Annotated in this window: 10 protein-coding genes; 8 read left to right on the top strand and 2 right to left on the bottom strand. The window is 50.9% G+C overall.

Annotated elements, in window-relative coordinates:
- Positions 1–267 precede the first annotated feature (267 nt).
- From pelA to M3087_RS03845, 3 genes are all read left to right on the top strand, one after another.
- Positions 268–2406 carry a pectate lyase gene (gene pelA, locus M3087_RS03855; RefSeq protein ID WP_249093877.1) on the top strand — a complete coding sequence of 713 codons (2139 nt, stop codon included), beginning with the start codon at positions 268–270 and terminating at the stop codon, positions 2404–2406.
- Between the two features lie 101 nt (positions 2407–2507).
- Positions 2508–4580, top strand: coding sequence for an RNA degradosome polyphosphate kinase (locus M3087_RS03850; protein ID WP_249093874.1), 2073 nt, complete (start codon positions 2508–2510; stop codon positions 4578–4580).
- Complete coding sequence (locus M3087_RS03845) at positions 4577–5536, top strand: Ppx/GppA family phosphatase (protein ID WP_249093873.1); 960 nt, start codon at positions 4577–4579, stop codon at positions 5534–5536. The genes M3087_RS03850 and M3087_RS03845 overlap by 4 nt, the downstream gene beginning before the upstream one ends.
- Before the next feature lie 80 nt (positions 5537–5616).
- Here the strand turns inward: M3087_RS03845 and M3087_RS03840 are convergent, their stop codons facing one another.
- Together M3087_RS03840 and M3087_RS03835 are read right to left on the bottom strand one after the other, a co-directional pair.
- Complete coding sequence (locus M3087_RS03840; protein WP_249093870.1) at positions 5617–6924, bottom strand: glycoside hydrolase family 3 C-terminal domain-containing protein; 1308 nt, start codon at positions 6922–6924, stop codon at positions 5617–5619.
- Between the two features lie 134 nt (positions 6925–7058).
- Positions 7059–8498: a pectinesterase family protein gene (locus tag M3087_RS03835; protein WP_317236689.1), complete on the bottom strand. Its 1440-nt coding sequence runs from the start codon at positions 8496–8498 to the stop codon at positions 7059–7061.
- A 293-nt stretch (positions 8499–8791) separates the two neighbouring features.
- Between M3087_RS03835 and M3087_RS03830 the strand changes: the two genes are divergently transcribed.
- The 5 genes from M3087_RS03830 to M3087_RS03810 all read left to right on the top strand — a co-directional run.
- Entirely contained in the window at positions 8792–9613 is an 822-nt protein-coding gene (locus M3087_RS03830; RefSeq protein ID WP_249093867.1) for an MBL fold metallo-hydrolase, read from the top strand.
- Between the two features lie 152 nt (positions 9614–9765).
- Positions 9766–11517 (top strand): YqiA/YcfP family alpha/beta fold hydrolase, encoded by a 1752-nt coding sequence (locus M3087_RS03825; protein ID WP_249093865.1) that lies wholly within the window; start codon positions 9766–9768, stop codon positions 11515–11517.
- A gap of 158 nt (positions 11518–11675) precedes the next feature.
- Positions 11676–13409, top strand: a complete 1734-nt coding sequence (locus M3087_RS03820; protein ID WP_249093863.1) for a GNAT family N-acetyltransferase — start codon at positions 11676–11678, stop codon at positions 13407–13409.
- A gap of 78 nt (positions 13410–13487) precedes the next feature.
- On the top strand, positions 13488–14282 hold the full coding sequence (locus M3087_RS03815; RefSeq protein WP_249093861.1) for a DNA-processing protein DprA: 795 nt from the start codon (positions 13488–13490) through the stop codon (positions 14280–14282).
- Between the two features lie 1564 nt (positions 14283–15846).
- Positions 15847–18137, top strand: a 2291-nt coding sequence (locus M3087_RS03810) for an Eco57I restriction-modification methylase domain-containing protein (protein ID WP_249093860.1), incomplete at its 3' end; no start/stop codon positions are given.

The raw sequence follows: 18137 nt of genomic DNA, 5'->3' as shown, positions 1-18137 counted from the left end.
CGCGTCCGCACCACGCTACGGACACGTCCGTACGACGGTAGCGACCTGTCGGTAGGGCGTTGTAAACAAAATTCGCAATCCCTGTCCCGGCATCGGGGGTGTCCCGCCGACGGACACGCCCCGCAGAATGGCGCGCGGGGGCATAAGGACGGCGTCGGGTGAAAAAACACTCCCGGTCCATCCGTCCGTCCGCCGAAAAACAGTACCTTTACACCGGTAACAGACGCAAGCTCTGTATGCAGTAGAAACCTATAATCGCTCATGGCTATGAAAATACATCCTGACTTGCGGCGAGGCATCCGTTTCCTTGTCGCCTTCTCCCTGATGGGCTGCTTGCTTCTCCCGGCAACCGCACAACGCAAACGGACTCCCAATCTGCTCCGCCGCACCGACGCGGCTTTCTTCCAGACCGACACCGCCCGCCTCATCGGCGAGCAGGTCCTGCTCTTCCAACGTGTCACGGGCGGCTGGCCCAAGAACATCGACATGGCACGCCGCCTGACCGACGAAGAGCGCGCCCGGGTGGAGGCTGACCGCAGTCGGCGCGACGACTCCACCATCGACAACAACGCCACGACGACCCAGATGGACTTCCTTGCCCGGCTTTACCGGCAGACGGGCGACACCCGTTGGCGCGACGCGTTCCGACGGGGCGTCGGCTACCTGCTCGCCGGACAGTATCCCGGCGGCGGATGGCCGCAGTTCTGGCCCCTGACGCGCGGCTACCAGTTCCACATCACCTACAACGACGATGCCATCGTCAACCTGCTCACACTCTGGCAACACATCCTCCGTGCCGACGCGCCCTATGACGGCGACCTCGTCGACGGGTCCCTGCGGGCGCGCATCGACTCGTCGTTCCACCGCGGCATCGGCTGCATCCTGGACACACAGATTCGGACCGCTGACGGACGTCTCACCGTCTGGTGCCAGCAGCACGACGAGAAGACCCTGCTACCCACCTCCGCACGCGCCTTTGAGCTGCCCTCCTACTGCTCGCAGGAGAGTGCCGCCATCGTCCGTCTGCTCATGTCCCTGCCCGACCCCGACGAACGGGTGAAGCGTGCCGTCCATGCCGCCATGCAGTGGTTCGACACCTACAAGCTGACGGGGCTGCGCATCGAGCGCCGCTGGGACGGGACCCGCTGGGGAGGCACCCGTCTGCTGGCCGACAGCACCGCCGGTCCGCTCTGGGCACGCTTCTATGACCTCGAACGCTGCGAACCCTTCGTGTGCGACCGCGACGGCATCCCCCGCCGCCACCTCGAAGAGCTGGGCGAGGAGCGGCGCAACGGCTACAGCTGGTACAACGACCGTCCGTCGGAGCTCTATCCGCTCTACGATGCCTGGGCAGACCGCCACGACCCGGCACACAAGGTGCCCGTCAGTCTGACCACCCCGGGAGCGAACGTGAACGGCACCATCGAGCTGTACCGTCGTCCCGAGCCGGACATCCGGGCGTTTGATGCCGTCGTCCGTCCGGGAGAGAGCATCCAGGCAGCCATTGAGCAGGCACCGGCACATCCCGACCGCCCCTACAAGATACTGCTGACGAAGGGGACGTACCGGCAGAAGGTCATCATCGACCGTCCGAACATCGTCCTCGTCGGCGAGGACCGCGACAGCACCCGCATCATCCTTGCCGAGACGGCGAAGACGCGCACCGTCACCGAGTATCACGGGAAGCCCGTCGGCAACGGGGTTATCGTCCTTCAGGAGGGGGCGGACGACTGTGTCATCAGCGGACTGACGGTCTACAACAACTACGGGACGACCGTGGAGCGCACCACGACCCATCAGATGGCCATCTTCGGACGCGCCACGCGCACCATCGTCATCAACTGCAATGTCTGGGCGGACGGCAATGACGCCCTCTCGCTCTGGGCACGGGGAGGCGAGGGGATGTACTACCACGCCGACCTCTACCTGCGCTGCCCCGGGGTCGACTTCCTCTGTCCGCGCGGCTGGTGCTACGCCACGCGCTGCCGGTTTGTGGGCGACAGCCGCGCCATGATTTGGCACGACGGACGCGGCGACCGCAGCAAGAAGCTGGTCATCACGAACTCCACCTTCGACGCCCTCTCGCCCACGCCGCTGGGACGCTATCACCACGACGCGCAGTTCGTCCTCGTCAACTGCCGCCTGACGAAGAACGTGCTGGACAGCAACATCGGCTATGCCTATACCGACAAGGTGCTCGACCCCTGCCCCTGGGGACAGCGCACCTACTATGCCAACTGTACCCGTGAGGGCGGGCAGAGTGGCTGGCTCGACGACAACCTCGACAAGGCACCGGGCGCCCCTGCCTTCTATGGCATCACGGCACAATGGACCTTTGGCGGACGCTGGGACCCCGAACGCCGCATCCGTGAGTTGTGGGACGTGCTCGCGTACTCCATCTACTGACGGTACGTACGTCGCAGCCCATTTTCTGTCAAATATTCTCCTTTCTGCAATCGTATTGTAACATAAGTTTCGTTTCTTTGCTCCACACAAACCAATCACTTATGGCACAGAAGAAGAAAGACTCTCCCTACCTGGAGAGAGACATCAGCTGGATGTATTTCAACGAACGAATCTTGCAGGAAGCCACCCGCCCCCATGTCCCACTGTTGGAGCGGCTCTCGTTCCTGGGCATCTACTCGAACAACCTCGACGAGTTCTTCCGAGTACGCATGGCGAGCCAGAGCCGCATCGCCGAGTGCGGCGACCGTGCAGCCGTCCGTGAGAGCGAACATGCAAAGAAGATTATCAAGCAGATAGGCAAGCTCAACGCCCATTATGCCAAGGCCTACGCCCAGGCGGTGGAGCAGGTCACCGAGGAGCTGAAGCGCGAGAACATCTGTCTCGTCGACGATACCGAGGTGACGCCCGGGCAGCTGGACTTCATCCGCAGCTATTTCCGCGAACGGCTCAGTGGCTTCATCGTGCCCGTGTGGTTCTCCGCCATCAAGTGGCTCGACTATGAGAACGACGAGAATATCTATCTCGCCGTGAAGGTCTCGCGCACGGAGCCGAAGCCCGTCGCCGACTATGCCTTCCTGGAGGTCCCCGTGGGTCCCTGCGGGCGCTTCGTCCGCCTGCCCGACCATGAGGGGCGCAGCTACCTGATGTATCTCGACGATGTGGTGCGCTGCTGCCTGCCGCTCGTCTTTGAGGGACTGGGCTTCACCTCCTTCGAGGCGTACACGTTCAAGTTCACCCGCGATGCCGAGATGGAGATAGACAACGACCTGCGCACGGGCATCCTCCAGAAGATTTCAAAGGGCGTGAAGAGCCGCAAGCGCGGCGAGCCCCTCCGCGTCCTCTACGACGCACGCATCCCGAAGGACCTGCTCAAGCGCGTCCTCCGCAAGCTCGACCTGGACAGCCTGGACACCGTGCTGGCAAGCGGACGCTACCAGAACCACAAGGACTTCATGCGTTTCCCCGACTGCGGCCGTGCCGACCTGCGCTATCCCACATGGACCCCCATCCTGAAACGGGAGCTGGACGGTCCTGCGAGCCTGCTCGACCGCATCCGGCAGAAGGACCGCTTCATCCACGTCCCCTATCACAACTTCGACTCCTTCATCCGCATCCTTCAGGAGGCGGCCGTGAGCAAGGAGGTGGAGAGCATCAAGATTACGCTTTATCGTCTGGCACGAGAGTCGAAGGTGGTGCGCGCCCTCATCGGGGCAGCCCGTAACGGCAAGAAGGTGACCGTGGTCATCGAGTTGCTGGCACGTTTCGACGAGGCTTCGAACATCAACTGGTCGAAGCGCATGCAGGAGGCGGGCATCAAGGTCATCTTCGGCGTGGAAGGACTGAAGGTGCACTCGAAGATTGTCCACATCGGGATGAAGCGCGGGGCGGACATCGCCTGCATCAGTACGGGCAATTTCCATGAAGGCAACGCACGTACATACACCGACTGCATGCTCATGACGGCATCGCGCCGCCTGGTGAAGGACGTCGACAGTGTCTTCGGCTTCATCGAGCGTCCCTACACGCCCGTACGTTTCAAGGAACTGCTCGTGTCGCCCAACGAGATGAAGAACCGCTTCGTCGCGCTCATAAACAACGAAATCAAGAACCGGAAGAGCGGCAAGCCCGCCTACATAAAGATAAAGATTAACCACATTACCGACCCCGTCATGGTGGAGAAGCTCTACGAGGCGTCGTGCGCAGGGGTTGACATCGACCTGCTCGTGCGTGGCAACTGTTCTCTTGTGCCGGGCATTCCCGGGGTAAGCGACCATATCCGCATCGCGGGCATCATTGACCGCTATCTGGAGCATTCGCGCATCTTCGTGTTTGCTGCCGGGGGCGAGGAACGGGTGTTTATCGGGTCCGCTGACTGGATGCCGCGCAACCTTGACAACCGTGTGGAGGTGGTCACGCCCGTCTATGACCCGGAGGTGAAGGAAGAGATGAAACGCATCGTCGACTTCGGGTTGCGCGACACGCTCCAGGCGCGCATCGTCGACGGCGAAGGGAAGAACCTGTTCAAGCAGCCTGACGAGGGCGGACAACCCTTCCGCTCGCAGGAAGCCTTGTATGAATATTACCTGAACGAAGAACAAGCAACAGAAGAATGAAGCATACGATAACCTCTGAGACAGTCCCCGCCTGCGGGACCAACTACGCGGCAATCGACATCGGTTCGAATGCCGTGCGACTGCTCATCAAGCATGTGGAGGAGGGGGGAGATGCCCCCGAGATGAGCAAGGAACTTATGGTGCGCGTACCGCTCCGCCTGGGCTTCGACGTGTTTGCCCGCGGAGTCATTTCCGAGCGGAAGGAGAAGGACATGGTGCGCGTGATGAAGGCGTTCCGTCAACTGATGAAAGTCTATGATGTGGAGGAATACCGTGCCTGCGCGACATCCGCCATGCGTGACGCCAGAAACGGCTCGTCCATCATCCGGCGCATAGCCAGGAAGACGGGCATTCGCGTGGAAATCATCGACGGACAGGAGGAAGCACGCATCATCTACAACAACCACCTGACCTACATGGGCGACCGCAAGGGCAACTATATGTATGTAGACGTAGGCGGCGGCAGCACCGAGATCAACCTCCTCTCCGAGGGCCAGCTGGTGTGCAGCCGTTCCTACAACATCGGTACCGTACGCATCCTCAATGAGGCGGTGGCGGAGAGCGAATGGACCCGCCTGAAGACCGACCTCGCCGCCCTGGCACAGTCGTACAGCAATATCAACATTGTCGGCTCGGGCGGAAACATCAACAAGCTCTACCGGCTGGCAGAGAAGAAGGACAAGCGCGTGCAACGCATGTCGGTCGCCACGCTTCAGGCACTCCACGAGGCGCTCCGTGCCCTCCCGGTGGAGGAACGCATGGCGAAGTACGCTCTCAAGCCCGACCGCGCCGATGTCATCGTGCCGGCGGGCAACATCTTCCTGCTCATTGCCGGCATCGTCTCGGCGGCGTACATCTATGTCCCCGTCATCGGACTGTCGGACGGCATCATCGACGAAATCTACGAGAACCACAAGCTGGAGCGTGAGCGTGCGCTGATGCAGGCGCGTCCGTAGAGCTCCCGCTCCCTTTCTCCATTGAGCTGACGGGCGGACCGGTGGAAGCATCTTCCTTCTCCGGCCCGCCCGTCAGTCTGTCATTTCACTTCGAAGCGTCCCTGCAGACGGATGTCGTCACTGCCTCCACCCACGCGGACGGTGAAGAAGCCCGGTTCGACCGTCCACTGCCCCGAGTGGTCGAGCAGCACCATGTTCCGCTGACGGATGGTGAACTTCACTTCCTTGGTCTGTCCGGGATTGACGTTCGTGCGTTTGCACGCCTCCAGCTTGGGACATTGCAGCGGGACGGAACTCTCCTCATCCTCCAGGTAGACCTGCACGACCTCGGCTCCGGGACGTGTACCGGTATTGGTCACGTTGAAGCGGACGGTCACACTGCCGTCCGGACCGATGGAGGCAGGCTCGATGCGCAGTCCGGTGTAGCGGAAGTCGGCATAGCTCAGTCCGTGTCCGAAGGCGAAGTCGGGGAAGGCGACCGTCAGCTTGCCACCCGGGTTGTAAGCTCCCGTGAGTACGTCGGCGATGGCCTGCATGCCTTCGCGTCCCGGATGCCAGGCTTCGAGGATGGCACTGGCGTCGAGCGCCTTGCCCAAGGCAATCGGACGGCTGTTGAGCAGCACCACGACGACAGGTTTCCCCGTCAGCAGCAGACTGCCCATGCGCCCGCTGTCGATGTCGTCGTCCTCAAAGACAATAATCAGGTCTGCCGTCCGCGTGTCCGTACTGACGGCACAGGGCAGTCCCTGTTGCAGGACGGGCATCATGTCCGCCACCAGTCCGTCGTCGCCCGTGACCCCCACACACTTCACCCATGCCGTGTCGAGCGGCAGGATGCTTCCTGCATTTTTCAGCAGCGTGAGCGATTCATGCGCCACCTGCAAGGCGGTCTTGCGGAATTCGTCGGAGCAGGGTCCCAGGTCTTTGCCGTCCGTGTCCGAAGCCGCTATCTGTGCCGGTGTGGCGATGCCGGCGGCATGTGCTTCGTCGAGCACCCGTTGCCAGGGGCGCACGTAGGATGCTTTCTTCTCTTTCTCTTCGATGCGGATGAACGCCTTCAGTTGTCCGTCGGTCTGTAGCCCCTTGGTCATCTCCACGCCTGTTTCGGCAGTGAGATAGGGACTTTCGCCGTAGGTGTTGAGCAGGGGTGTGTCCGACGAGGGTCCCACGAGGGTCAGGTCGGGCAGTGCCACTTCGCGGACCCCTTCGGCAGCCAGTTGCTTGCCGACGACCAGTCCCGCCTTCTTGGTCAGGCTCCGGTTCCAGGTATGTGCCACGTTGAGGGCGGAAGGGAAGGGTGAACGGAAGGGTGCAGACTCCTGTGCCTGCACGGGGGCGAGTCCTGCCAGCAACGACAGGAAGCCGAGGGTGATCAGTTTGTGTTTCATAGACTAAAAAGGAAAAGTGGAGACGGCGTCACGCCGCCTCCGGTTAAACGGTGCTGCAAAGTACGTAAATAAATTGACAATTGCCAACGGGCAACCGGCAATTACCCGGCGATGTGGCAGTGTTCCTGCCCCGGTCAATTCCCTGTCGGCGTCCATCCGTCCAGCACGTAGGCGGGTGTGCGGTAGTTCTTGATGAGCTCGGCATCCTTCACGGCATCCAGCTGACGCGAGTAGCGGTGGCGGCGTGAGGTATCCACCGGACGTCCGGTCTCCAGGTCGCGTGTGTTGTACTCCAGCATGCGTGCCGTCGGTTCACCGATGGACGACCAGCCCTCCGGACGGATGTTCTTCACCCGGCAGTCGATGAGTACTACCTCGGCATCCGGGTAGGCAGTGCCGTGGTTGGACTTGGTGCGGCCATAGTCCGCCAGACGTCCGTTGTTCGTCGAGAACGTGCACTCCACGAAGATGTCGCCGTGATGTCCCTTGGTGTTGCGCACCCAGGTGAAGGGCCCGCCGTCGTTGCGGAAGTTGCTGCGGTAGGCGAAGAGGCTGCCCCGTCCGAGGATGGTGTCGCCTCCGCCGTCCAGTTCACATTCTTCCATATAGATGGTCCCGTTCGCCTGCAAGGCGTCGCCCGAGCCGATGATGTGCACGCGACGCAAGGCGATGCGCTCACCGTTGATGAGCAGTCCTTCCGCCTGTCCGCGCAGGTCAGTGGCGATGGTGATGTCCTCCACCTCGATGTCGCGGCAGTTGTCCAGTGCGAAGGCTGCACGCCGTGAGGGGAAGGTGCCCGGCCATTCGTTGGTCTTCACGGTGAGCGGGTGAGGATTGAACACCTCGTTGTTGGCATAATGCACGCGGGTGCAGTCCATGCCCGACCCTTTGATTTTGACGTGCGACTTGTTGCGCACGTATACCAGTTCCTCGTAGTCACCCGGACGCACGAGGATGACTGTCGTCCGTTCGGCAAAGTCGGGCAGGTAGTCGAGTGCGCCCTGCACGGTGTTGAAGTCTCCCCGTCCCGTGGCATCGACCACAAGCGTATCGGTCCGTGCCGGCGCTTCCGCCTTGGTGGTGAAGGTCCATCCGTCGATGCCCTGGAAGCTGCCGTCGGCGAGTGTCAGCACGCCCGGGTCAATCTCCACGCGGTAGGTCTGTCCGTACTCCAGCATGTTGTTGTGCAGGTAGATGGTTGCCACCGAGTCGCGTACGATGATGGGGTAGAAGTGGAATGCGTCGGTAAATCCGCCGATGATGTTCAGCTGATAGTCGGGCGGCGTCGGTTCGGCTGTCCCCGACGGAGTGCCGGGACGTGTGTCGCGGTTGGTGGGCATGGTGGTGCGCGTGTAGTCGTAGGGCACCTTCGTGTAGTCACACTCCGGTCCGTAGGTGCGCGGTTCCGTCGGTCCGGCAGGGATGCTCAGGTCCAGGCTGTCGACCGGTTCTCCCGTACGGGCGTTGAAGACACGTATCATTCCCGAGTCGCCCACTGCGGGAGTGTCGTGGAAGGTCAGTACCAGGTGCGTGTCGGGGTTGACTCCGGTCGCACCGTCGGCGGGGAACAGCATCCCGCCGGTCTCTTTGTCCGTGCTGCAGGAACCCAGGATCAAGGCTCCCGCCAGCGTCAGCATGCAAGGTGTTTTCATAGCTATTATGTTTGTTGTTTTTCGCCACGTGCTGCAGACGGGGCGAGCATACGATAGAAAATTTCCAGATAAAAGGCGGACGTAACGCTCCTACAAAGGAAACGTTTTTGCGGCAGATTGTGGCACGCGTGCGGAAGAATTTCGCTTCCGTCGGCGACTTTTTTGGGTCGTTCTGCCCGGAAGTGTACCTTTGTACCCAAAAAAGCAGACAGACTATGTGTACACCGACCGACAATCAACTCATCATGCTGGGGACAGGCTATGCCACAGCCACCCGTTGTTATAACACCTGTTTTGTGTTGCGGACAGCCGAAGGGCTTTTGCTGGTGGACGGGGGAGGAGGCAACGGTATCCTTTCGCAGCTGGAAAAAGCCGGACTCGCCTTGTCCGACATTCACGACATGTTCATCACCCATGCCCATACGGACCACATCCTGGGTGCCGTCTGGATGGTCCGCATGGTGGCACAGCGCATGAAGAGCGGCACGTATGCCGGTACGTTCACCCTCTACAGTCACGCCCGTGCACTCGGAGTGCTGGAACAGATTTGCCGGCTGACACTCCCTGCCAAGCTCCAGGCATTCATCGGGTCTGCCATCCTTTTCCATGAACTGGAGGACCGGGACCGTTTCCGTGCAGCAGGCATCGACCTGCAGTGTTTTGACATCCGGTCAGCCAAGGAGAAACAGTTCGGTTTCTGTGCCTGGCTTCCCGGCAGCATCCGTCTGGCCTGTCTGGGTGACGAGCCGTTCAATGCTGCCAACCGTCCCTATGTGGAGGGAGCCGACTGGCTGCTGTGCGAAGCCTTCTGCCTCTACCGCGACCGTGAAATCTTCAAGCCCTACGAGAAGCATCACAGTACGGCACTTGAAGCCGGTGAGCTTGCCGCCTCCCTGCACGTCCGCAATTTGTTGCTCTATCATACCGAGGACCGCCACCTCTCTACCCGCCGTGAGGACTACACCGGAGAGGCCGCACGCAACTTCCACGGACGCATCGTCGTCCCTGATGACCTGGAGGTGATTGCGGTGGAATGACACGGTTGCCTCTGCATGCAGGATGGTGTCGCCACAGTTGCCGGGTTGCATACAGAAGATGTTAAAATCTGTCTTTTGTGCAATTTTCCCTGGAGGGACGAGTATAATGGTACAAAACACCACAAAGGAATGAATCAATCTATATACTGAATATGACAAAGCTACTGTATGTACACGGATTATCCTCTTCCGGTTTGTCTGCGACGGCGAAGAACCTGCGTCTGCTACTTCCGGAATGTGACGTCATTGCTCCAGATTTGCCTGTCAATCCGGATGAGGCTTACGGCCTGTTGAAAGACCTATGTGCGAAAGAATGCCCTGAGCTTATTATCGGGACCTCTATGGGCGGTATGTTCGCCCAGCAGTTGAGAGGGTATCGGAAGATATTGGTCAATCCGGCATTCCATGTTTCCGAGTTTATGCGCAGGCAAATCGGGACACATGAGTTCCTGAATCCTCGTCAGGACGGAGAGACACACTACGAAATTACCCCGGAACTTTGTGATGCCTATCGACGGTTGGAGGAGCATCAGTTTGCCGCAATCTCGGACTCCGATAGAGAGAATACCTATGCACTGTTTGGCAGAAACGATACATTGGTCTGCGGTTATGAAGAATACAGCGTGCATTACAAGCACGCTGAATGGTTTGAGGGAGAGCATCGGCTGGATTATAAAGTGATTGAAACGGTAGTCGTTCCACTCGTCAGAAGGTTATTGCGGAAGGAGTCTGTAGAAGAAGCGTTGATGGCATCGCCCTTGTTTCAACTATCGCTGTCATCAAAAGAACTGTTCCACAGCAATTTCCTGTATTGGTTGGGAAAACAGTATCCTCGTCTGTTTGTTGCAATCTGCAAAGCCTGGGGGTGTAGCACTGATTGGGAGGATATCGGATGGCATATCCGGAGGGAGTACAAGCACTTTGACCTTTGTGTTGAAACGGGTGGACAGGTGGTGCTTGTCCTGGAGAACAAAGTCAAAAGCTTACCGGTGAAAAAGCAGTTGGACGAATACCGTGCAAAGGCCGGGGATGCCTGCCGGGACTTCATCCTGTTGTCTTTGGCGACCGTCTTTCCGGACAGAAAAGCTGTCGAAGTCGAAGGAACTTGGCGGATAAAGAGTTATCAGGAGCTGCATGATGTCCTGTTCCAACTGAAGGAGCAGTCTGTCTGCCGGCCTTATGACCGGGCATTGGTTGAGGACTATGGTTCGTTTGTCAAGAACCTGCATGACTTGTCCCGCTGTTGGATTCCGAGTGGAGAAAGCCGTTTCTTATTGTCGGCGGAAGCCAGGGAGACAGGCGAAAGATTGCGGATAAGGGACTTGCAGGATAAATTCCGGTACTCGTACCTCTGCCAGTCCTTGAACGAACATCTGCGAAAATCGGAATCATGGAAAGAGGTCTTGCCGGGTATGGACATTGACAGCATAGCAAAGGACGGACGCTGCCTGGATGCCGTCTTTACCAATTGGGGATTTACGCACGGTTTAGGTCTTCTGGAGGCTAAAATAAAAATCAACGACCGGTATGTCTTGCTTGTACAACTGCAAGGCAACAGATATTGCCGAGGAATAGAATGGATCGGTGAAAGTGCAAAAAAGAGGCATGAAGTCCTTTGGGAGGAGACTCGTCAGGAAGCATGTATTCAAGCACTTCACTATTTCAATTTTGAAGAAGGAATACCTGATACCTTTCCGGAGATATGTGTGAAGGCTTGCATCCGGGCAAGAAAAAGACGTGATAGCGGGAAGGAACGTATGTACAATAAATATCAAAATGCATTCCTTTACCAGGCGAAAAAGATAAGGGAAGAAGTGTCTGTAGCCGAGGTACTGGATGCTATCAAGACTGAATTGGAAGGCATCGTTGAGGCTTGCAAGAGCGTGGTCCTTCAGTCAAGTTAGGGTAAAGCATTCAGACTTGCTCAATCCTATTTTTTTTCTCCATTTCAGTATCGGGCGTTAGAGGTTGGTCGATAAATCTCTGACGCCCGAATTATTTTTATGAGAGTGTGCTGTATTCCAGCATACGGTAAATTCATACTTGTAATAACAGAATGACTATGAAGCAAATGATTGAACTTACTACAGACAGACTGATTCTCCGTACACCAGCGGAGAATGACGTACAGGACCTCTTTCGTCTGATGAACGATCCGGAGATTGCTGCCAATACAGGATTCCGTCCCATGGTTACCCCTAGCGAGGCGGAGGGTAAGATACGCCGAGGGATATCAGACCAGCAAATGTTTGTCATCGCGGAAAAGGAACACCCCACATGCATTGTCGGAGTCTTTGAAGTTACACCGCACAAGGAAAACACGGTGTCAGGGGAAAAATGTAATTACGAGATTTGTTATTTCCTTCATGGTGATTCACGTCAGAAGGGTTATATGACAGAAATTGTGGATGTCATGAAACGCTATCTGTTTATCGAACGGATGGCAGACTCTCTGACTATCGCTGTCCTCCCCCGTAATGATGCTTCACGAAGGGTTGCGTTGAAAAACGGATTCACTTATGCAGGTTTGGAAAAGGAGTGTGGTCTCACGTATCAAGACGAACTGGTGGATTTGGAATATTACACACTGACTCGGGAAGAATATCTGAATCCGGATCAGAAAATTGACAAGGAAAACATCCGCAAGGTGGAAAGGCAGAAATGGATCAATGAAGGAGGTATCCTGTATCCTATTCCCGGTTACGCGACTTTACTCCCTTGTCCCGGTAGAGGGGTGTTCCGTATCTATGAAGACATGCGTTTGAAAAGACTTGGTCTGGAGAAGATCGATGAAGCATTTACTTTCAACTTCAAAATCTATGATTTGGACTGCGAAGACATTATAGCCAGGGTCATCAGGACATGGACTTCGGAACTATATACCAGGAGTGGCAAGAATCTTGGTGTGATATTCAATGGACTGAAAGGGACGGGAAAAACGATTGCCGCCAAGTTGCTTTGCAACCGCCTGGGATTGCCGGTCATTGTGATTTCAAAACCGATGGAAGGAATGTTGGAATTCATACAGTCGCTGTGTTTTGAAAGCATAATCCTCATTGATGAAGCAGAAAAGACCTTTGATGAGGAACAGGAGGTCCTGTTGAAGATGATAGATGGCGTGTATAACAGTACACGTAAACTCTATATACTGACTACTAATAAACTGAGTGTTGACGAAAATCTGTTGGGACGTCCCGGACGCATTCGTTACATCAAGGAGTTTGCCAATCTGTCTGCAAATGCCATTAACGGTATCATTGATGACAATTTGGAAGATACATCCTTGAAAGCTGGTGTATTGCAGTTGGTAGACAGTCTGGAAATCTCGACCATTGACATACTGAAGTCTATCATTGAAGAGTGTAACATCGCAGGTGAGGTCCCGTCCGACTCCATGTTGAATATACCCAGAGCCAAATATAGAATACAGATTGTTACGTTTGAAAGCCTTGACGTCAGCAAGTTTCAGGAACTGAAAGACTTCATAAAAAACAGTCTGTCCCCCAATGAAACAGTTATAGGCTGGTTGCAAAAGACTGACGGTCTCAATGAGGAAAATCGAAGAAAGCATATAGCTTTGATAGAGGAGCAATTCAATTGTAGCATAGATATCCGATGGCAAGCCTCCATGACCCCATTTCTTTATATGGGGCAACAACTTCGGTATGGAACTGTCAGTCGGGAACCGGACAGACTTGGTTTCTTTACCTTGGATACTACTTGGGATGAAACGGAATTGTGTTGCTTGGTGAATAATGGAGAGAGGCCGTCTTTGTATAAAGGACTTCTTTTTTAATCCAAACAGGTCATTGGAATTATGATTAACAGGTAGGTTAGATATTTTGTAATGAATTGAATTAACAGATAAATGAAGATGGATAAGAACTTACGTATTGAACAAATCTTGTGTTTGCAGTTGTCAGGTTACTCAGCCGTTGAGATTTTTGGAATGTCTCAGGCTTCCTTTCATCGGATATATTCTACACACGAGAATATTAAAGCGTCCTTTACAACAGCCCGATGTATACTGGAAAGACAAGAAAGGCTCGGCATATTGACTTTACCTTTTTATCATCCGGATTTTCCGGAAAATCTGAGAATGATAGAAGCTGATTGTCCTCCGCTTATTCATTTATTTGGGAATAAGAATTTATTGACAAGGGAGGCGGTCGCCATTATTGGTGCCAGACAGGCTGACAAAAGAGGTTGCGGAGCTGCCTATAAGTGGGGTATGACGTATGCCAGACAAGGTAAAACGGTCGTCAGCGGATTGGCACTTGGATGTGACGCTGCGGCTCATCGAGGTTGTTTGGATGCTGGCGGCAATACAGTTGCTATTGTTGCTACCGGATTGGATTTGACATATCCTAAGGAGAACAAATCGCTTCAGGAGCTTATTCTTCAAAATGACGGACTTCTTGTTTCTGAGCAAATCATAGGAGTAAAGGCTAATTCGTCACGTCTGGTTGCTCGCAATCGTTTACAGGCAGCATTGTCTCGGGAGATTGTCGTTGCACAATTTCCCATACAAAGTGGAACGATGCATACAGTACGATTTGCACAAAAATATGGGAAGCAAATTTATGCAGTCCGGTTTGGACAGTATGATATGCAGAAAAGTTCAGGCAATGAGCAGCTGATAAACGATGGCGTTGCAATACCGTTATGAGATTATGCCTGGAGGTGATTGCGGTGGAATAGGGAAAATTCCCTTTTGTCATTTTGTCAAAGTGTCAAACGAATCGCTCCACAGTGCCCTTGCTTGCACCAAAATACGGGACGGTGAGTAAAACGGGGCTTCTCGGGCGATTCGTAAAATACACTTTGTTGCTGTTTGAATGGATGTGGTTTCGGATTGCGCTATTGTCTGTCTGATGACTGACGGAATGAATGTGTACTGGTGAAGATGGTGCGTCTTGTGATAGTTGTAAAATGGTTGCCCTTCCGCTTCTTTTAGAGAGCAGATGTCAGTATTTATTCCTTGAGTATCTCTTTTCTTTACATCGAATGATGAAACAATATTGTTTCACCCGTCAAACAATATTGTTTGACGAGCCAAACACAAGTGTTTGACATGCGAAACAATATTGTTTTGCGCACGAAAAACAGCTGTTTTGTGTTTATAAATGCAAAATATGCGGGTGAAATAGACGATTTGTGTTAATCGGGTTTAGCATTTACTCGCTGGAAGGATCCATTTCTCAAAAGTACGCGTTAGCTGAAAATACTGTTTTGAGAAATTGTGTCAGCAGATTGGGGATTTTTATAGCAATGTGTCGAGGTGTGAAATGCCGAATGATAGATGCTCATCCTCATGCCGGGCGTAAAGAATTTGCTGCCAGTATAAATATTGCATTGCTATGACTTATTGGAATTTTAATGTATTGGATAATATTATAAATATCATAGAATTATATTCAGCAAAATCTTTACCTTTGCATCAAATATATCTATATGGAGTTAAAAGATTTAATAATAGAGTTTGAAAATACATGTTCTACGGCTCGTGTGGAAGATGATATAAAAAGAGGTTGTAATATATTTTTGATAAAATAGCTAAACTTTATAGCATTAATATTAAAGTAAACAATGAGAAAACCTCAATATATGGAGGTCGTGCCGATAGTATTTATAACAACATTATTTTTGAATTAAAGAAGTTAAATCTTTTTGCGAAAAACAAGGAAGGGTTAAATGAGGCAGTTTATGGAAGAAATGATAGGGACCATGGACTGTTTCATTATCTTATAAATTTTTCTCTAGAGGAATCTAATGGAAATTTTTCACAGTTTAAAAGTGTTTTATTTAAAAAGGTTGGTGTAGGCTTTGATGGGAAAAATTTTGTTTTTTGTCGTTTTAGAGAAGGTTCTACACCGATAAATATTTTTGAAGATAAAAAAACCAAGAACAGACCTAAAGGCTTTCCTACTCAGATAAATGCTGAATTTGAGGTTAGCCAGCCTTTTGATTTTGCTAATGGAATTAAAAGAATACTTCTTTATATTCGTTCCACAGATAGAAAGGTATTGAGTTCGCAGCAACTGTACGCATCTTTCAACTACAAATCAAAGATAACGCAACAAATAATTCCTAATTTATATAAACTACTAATTCAATCTTTAGAGAAAAATATAAGAGTTAAAACATTATACAATGAATGGGATAGAATTTTTGGTATAATTTATGAGAAGCAAGAAAGTGATTTCGTAAAACATGTTTCAGCCATAAGAAATATGTATAACGTAGAAGATAGTCATGGCGAAATTGATGTTAAAAAAGCATTATTTGTAATCCAGACATATTATAGTATCATTATAAAATTATTAATTCAGAATCTATTTACAAGTCTTAAACTTCCAACAAATAAGACTGATGTCATAAAGGATTGCTCTGACTTGTTTGCTTTATTTCATGGAAGAAATAATGATTTTTGTAATTATATAGACAATTTTTTTGAAATACATTTCTTTGAATGGTTTACACTAACAGAAGATTTTGATATAAACCAGATTAATACTATTATAACAGAATTAGATGATTTTGAGACAACGGCTAGTGTAATTAAACCTGAAATAGTAGAAGATGTTCTAAAACAGACCTATGAAAGCTTAATGCCAAAAGCATTAAGGCATTTGATGGGAGAATATTACACAGTTGGATGGCTAGTTGATTTTACAATAGAAAAAAGTGGTTATAAGGGTGGAATAAGTGAATCTGTTCTAGACCCGACATGTGGCTCTTGTATCTTTCTTACTCATCTGATAAAGAAGTATATAGATAAATATTCGAAAGATTTATCATATAATGAACTTGTCAGTAGGATTGTTGATAATTTTGTCGGATTTGACATTAATCCTATTGCAGTAATTCAAAGCAAAGGAAATTATATTTTATCGTTGGGGGATATTACGCAACTAGAAACGCCAATTTCAATCCCTGTTTATATGTGTGATAGTATTCTGGTACCAACTGTTCATGCGAAGCAAAAAGAAAATGATAACATAATAAGCATAGAAACATCTATTGGTAAGTTTATACTACCTATTCTTGATAATAGAATTGAAAGTGATAAATTCCTTAAAACCTTATCAACTTGTATATTGAATGATTATTCTACTTTTGAGGAATTTGAATCAAGGCTTAAAAATGAAGAAGGAATAGTTTTCAGCAATGATAATAGGCAGATAGCTAGAAACTTGTTTTGCCAATTACAAGTTCTTCATAATTGTTCTAAGGATGGATTCTGGCCTATTATACTAAAAAACTCTTTTGCACCATTATTCAGTAAAAGACATTTTGATTATATAATGGGGAATCCACCATGGATTGCATGGAAGGCTATGTCTGAAAGCTATAGAAAATTGACTTTAGATATATGGTTGTCATATGGAATTTTTGAGAAAAATGCATATGACAAGATAACAAGCCATGATGATTTTGCAATGGCTGTTGTCTATGTGTGCATTGACCACTATTTAAAAAATAATGGAATTGCAAGTTTTGTCTTACCGCAGACTTTTGTAAAAAGTTTAAAGGGTGGAGAGGGCTTTAGAAAATTCTGTATAACTAGAGATGGATATAATGAACCGTTCTGTATTGAATCTGTTTACGATATGCTTCAAGTAAACCCATTTAAAGGTATAGCTACCAATAAAACATCTGTATACAATTTTAGGAAATCTATTGCTATGACTTATCCAATGGATTCCTACTATGAATGTGAATTACTGAATCCAATACAGAATACAGATGGTTATGAGTTTGTTAAAAAGAACCTTTATTTAAAGAAGTTGTCAGCTAAACCTATTAATGAAGATATTAGAAGTCCATGGCTGACTATGGATTCTGATATAATGCATAATCTCAATTCATATTTAGGACCTTCTAACTATCGTGGTAGGAAAGGAATAGAGCCGTGCGGTGCTAAAGGTATTTATCTTATAAACGTTCTTGGAAAGCGTGGTGATAAGGTATATATTGAAAATATAGTTGAAAGGTCAAGATTGCAAGCCGTAAAAGAAAAAGGAGTTCATAGAGGCTTAGTAGACAAAGAGTTCATTTATCCTATGGTTGGTGGTAGGAATATTGATAAATGGGGATTAAATTCTTCGTTGTTTATGATTGTTCCACATGAGAATAAAGGAAATGGTATTTATAGAGGTTATGACGAGTCTAAACTGAAATCTGAATACGCTAGTACGTATGATTGGTTATATTATTTCCATGACATATTATTGAGTACTAGAATTAAAAGTGGAAAACTCTTTGATGAAAATGAATTTCCATGGTATCGCTTAGATAATGTAGGAGAGTACACTTTCAAACCTTATAAGGTTTTATGGAAAGAACAATCTATTGCAATGCATTGTTGCGTTGTCTCATCTTTGAACAATGAATATATAGGAAATAAAACCGTTGTTACAGATTCAAAGGTGCTTTTTGTAGCTTTTGATAATGAAGATGAAGCGTTTTATTTGTGTGGAATTTTAAATTCATCAGAAGTTGAGGAAATTATAAAAGGTTA

Source organism: Mediterranea sp. ET5, assembly GCF_023337025.1.
GTDB lineage: Bacteria > Bacteroidota > Bacteroidia > Bacteroidales > Bacteroidaceae > Phocaeicola_A.
The sequence above is the reverse complement of the archived record's forward strand: the minus strand, read 5'-3'. Positions and strand labels throughout refer to the sequence as shown.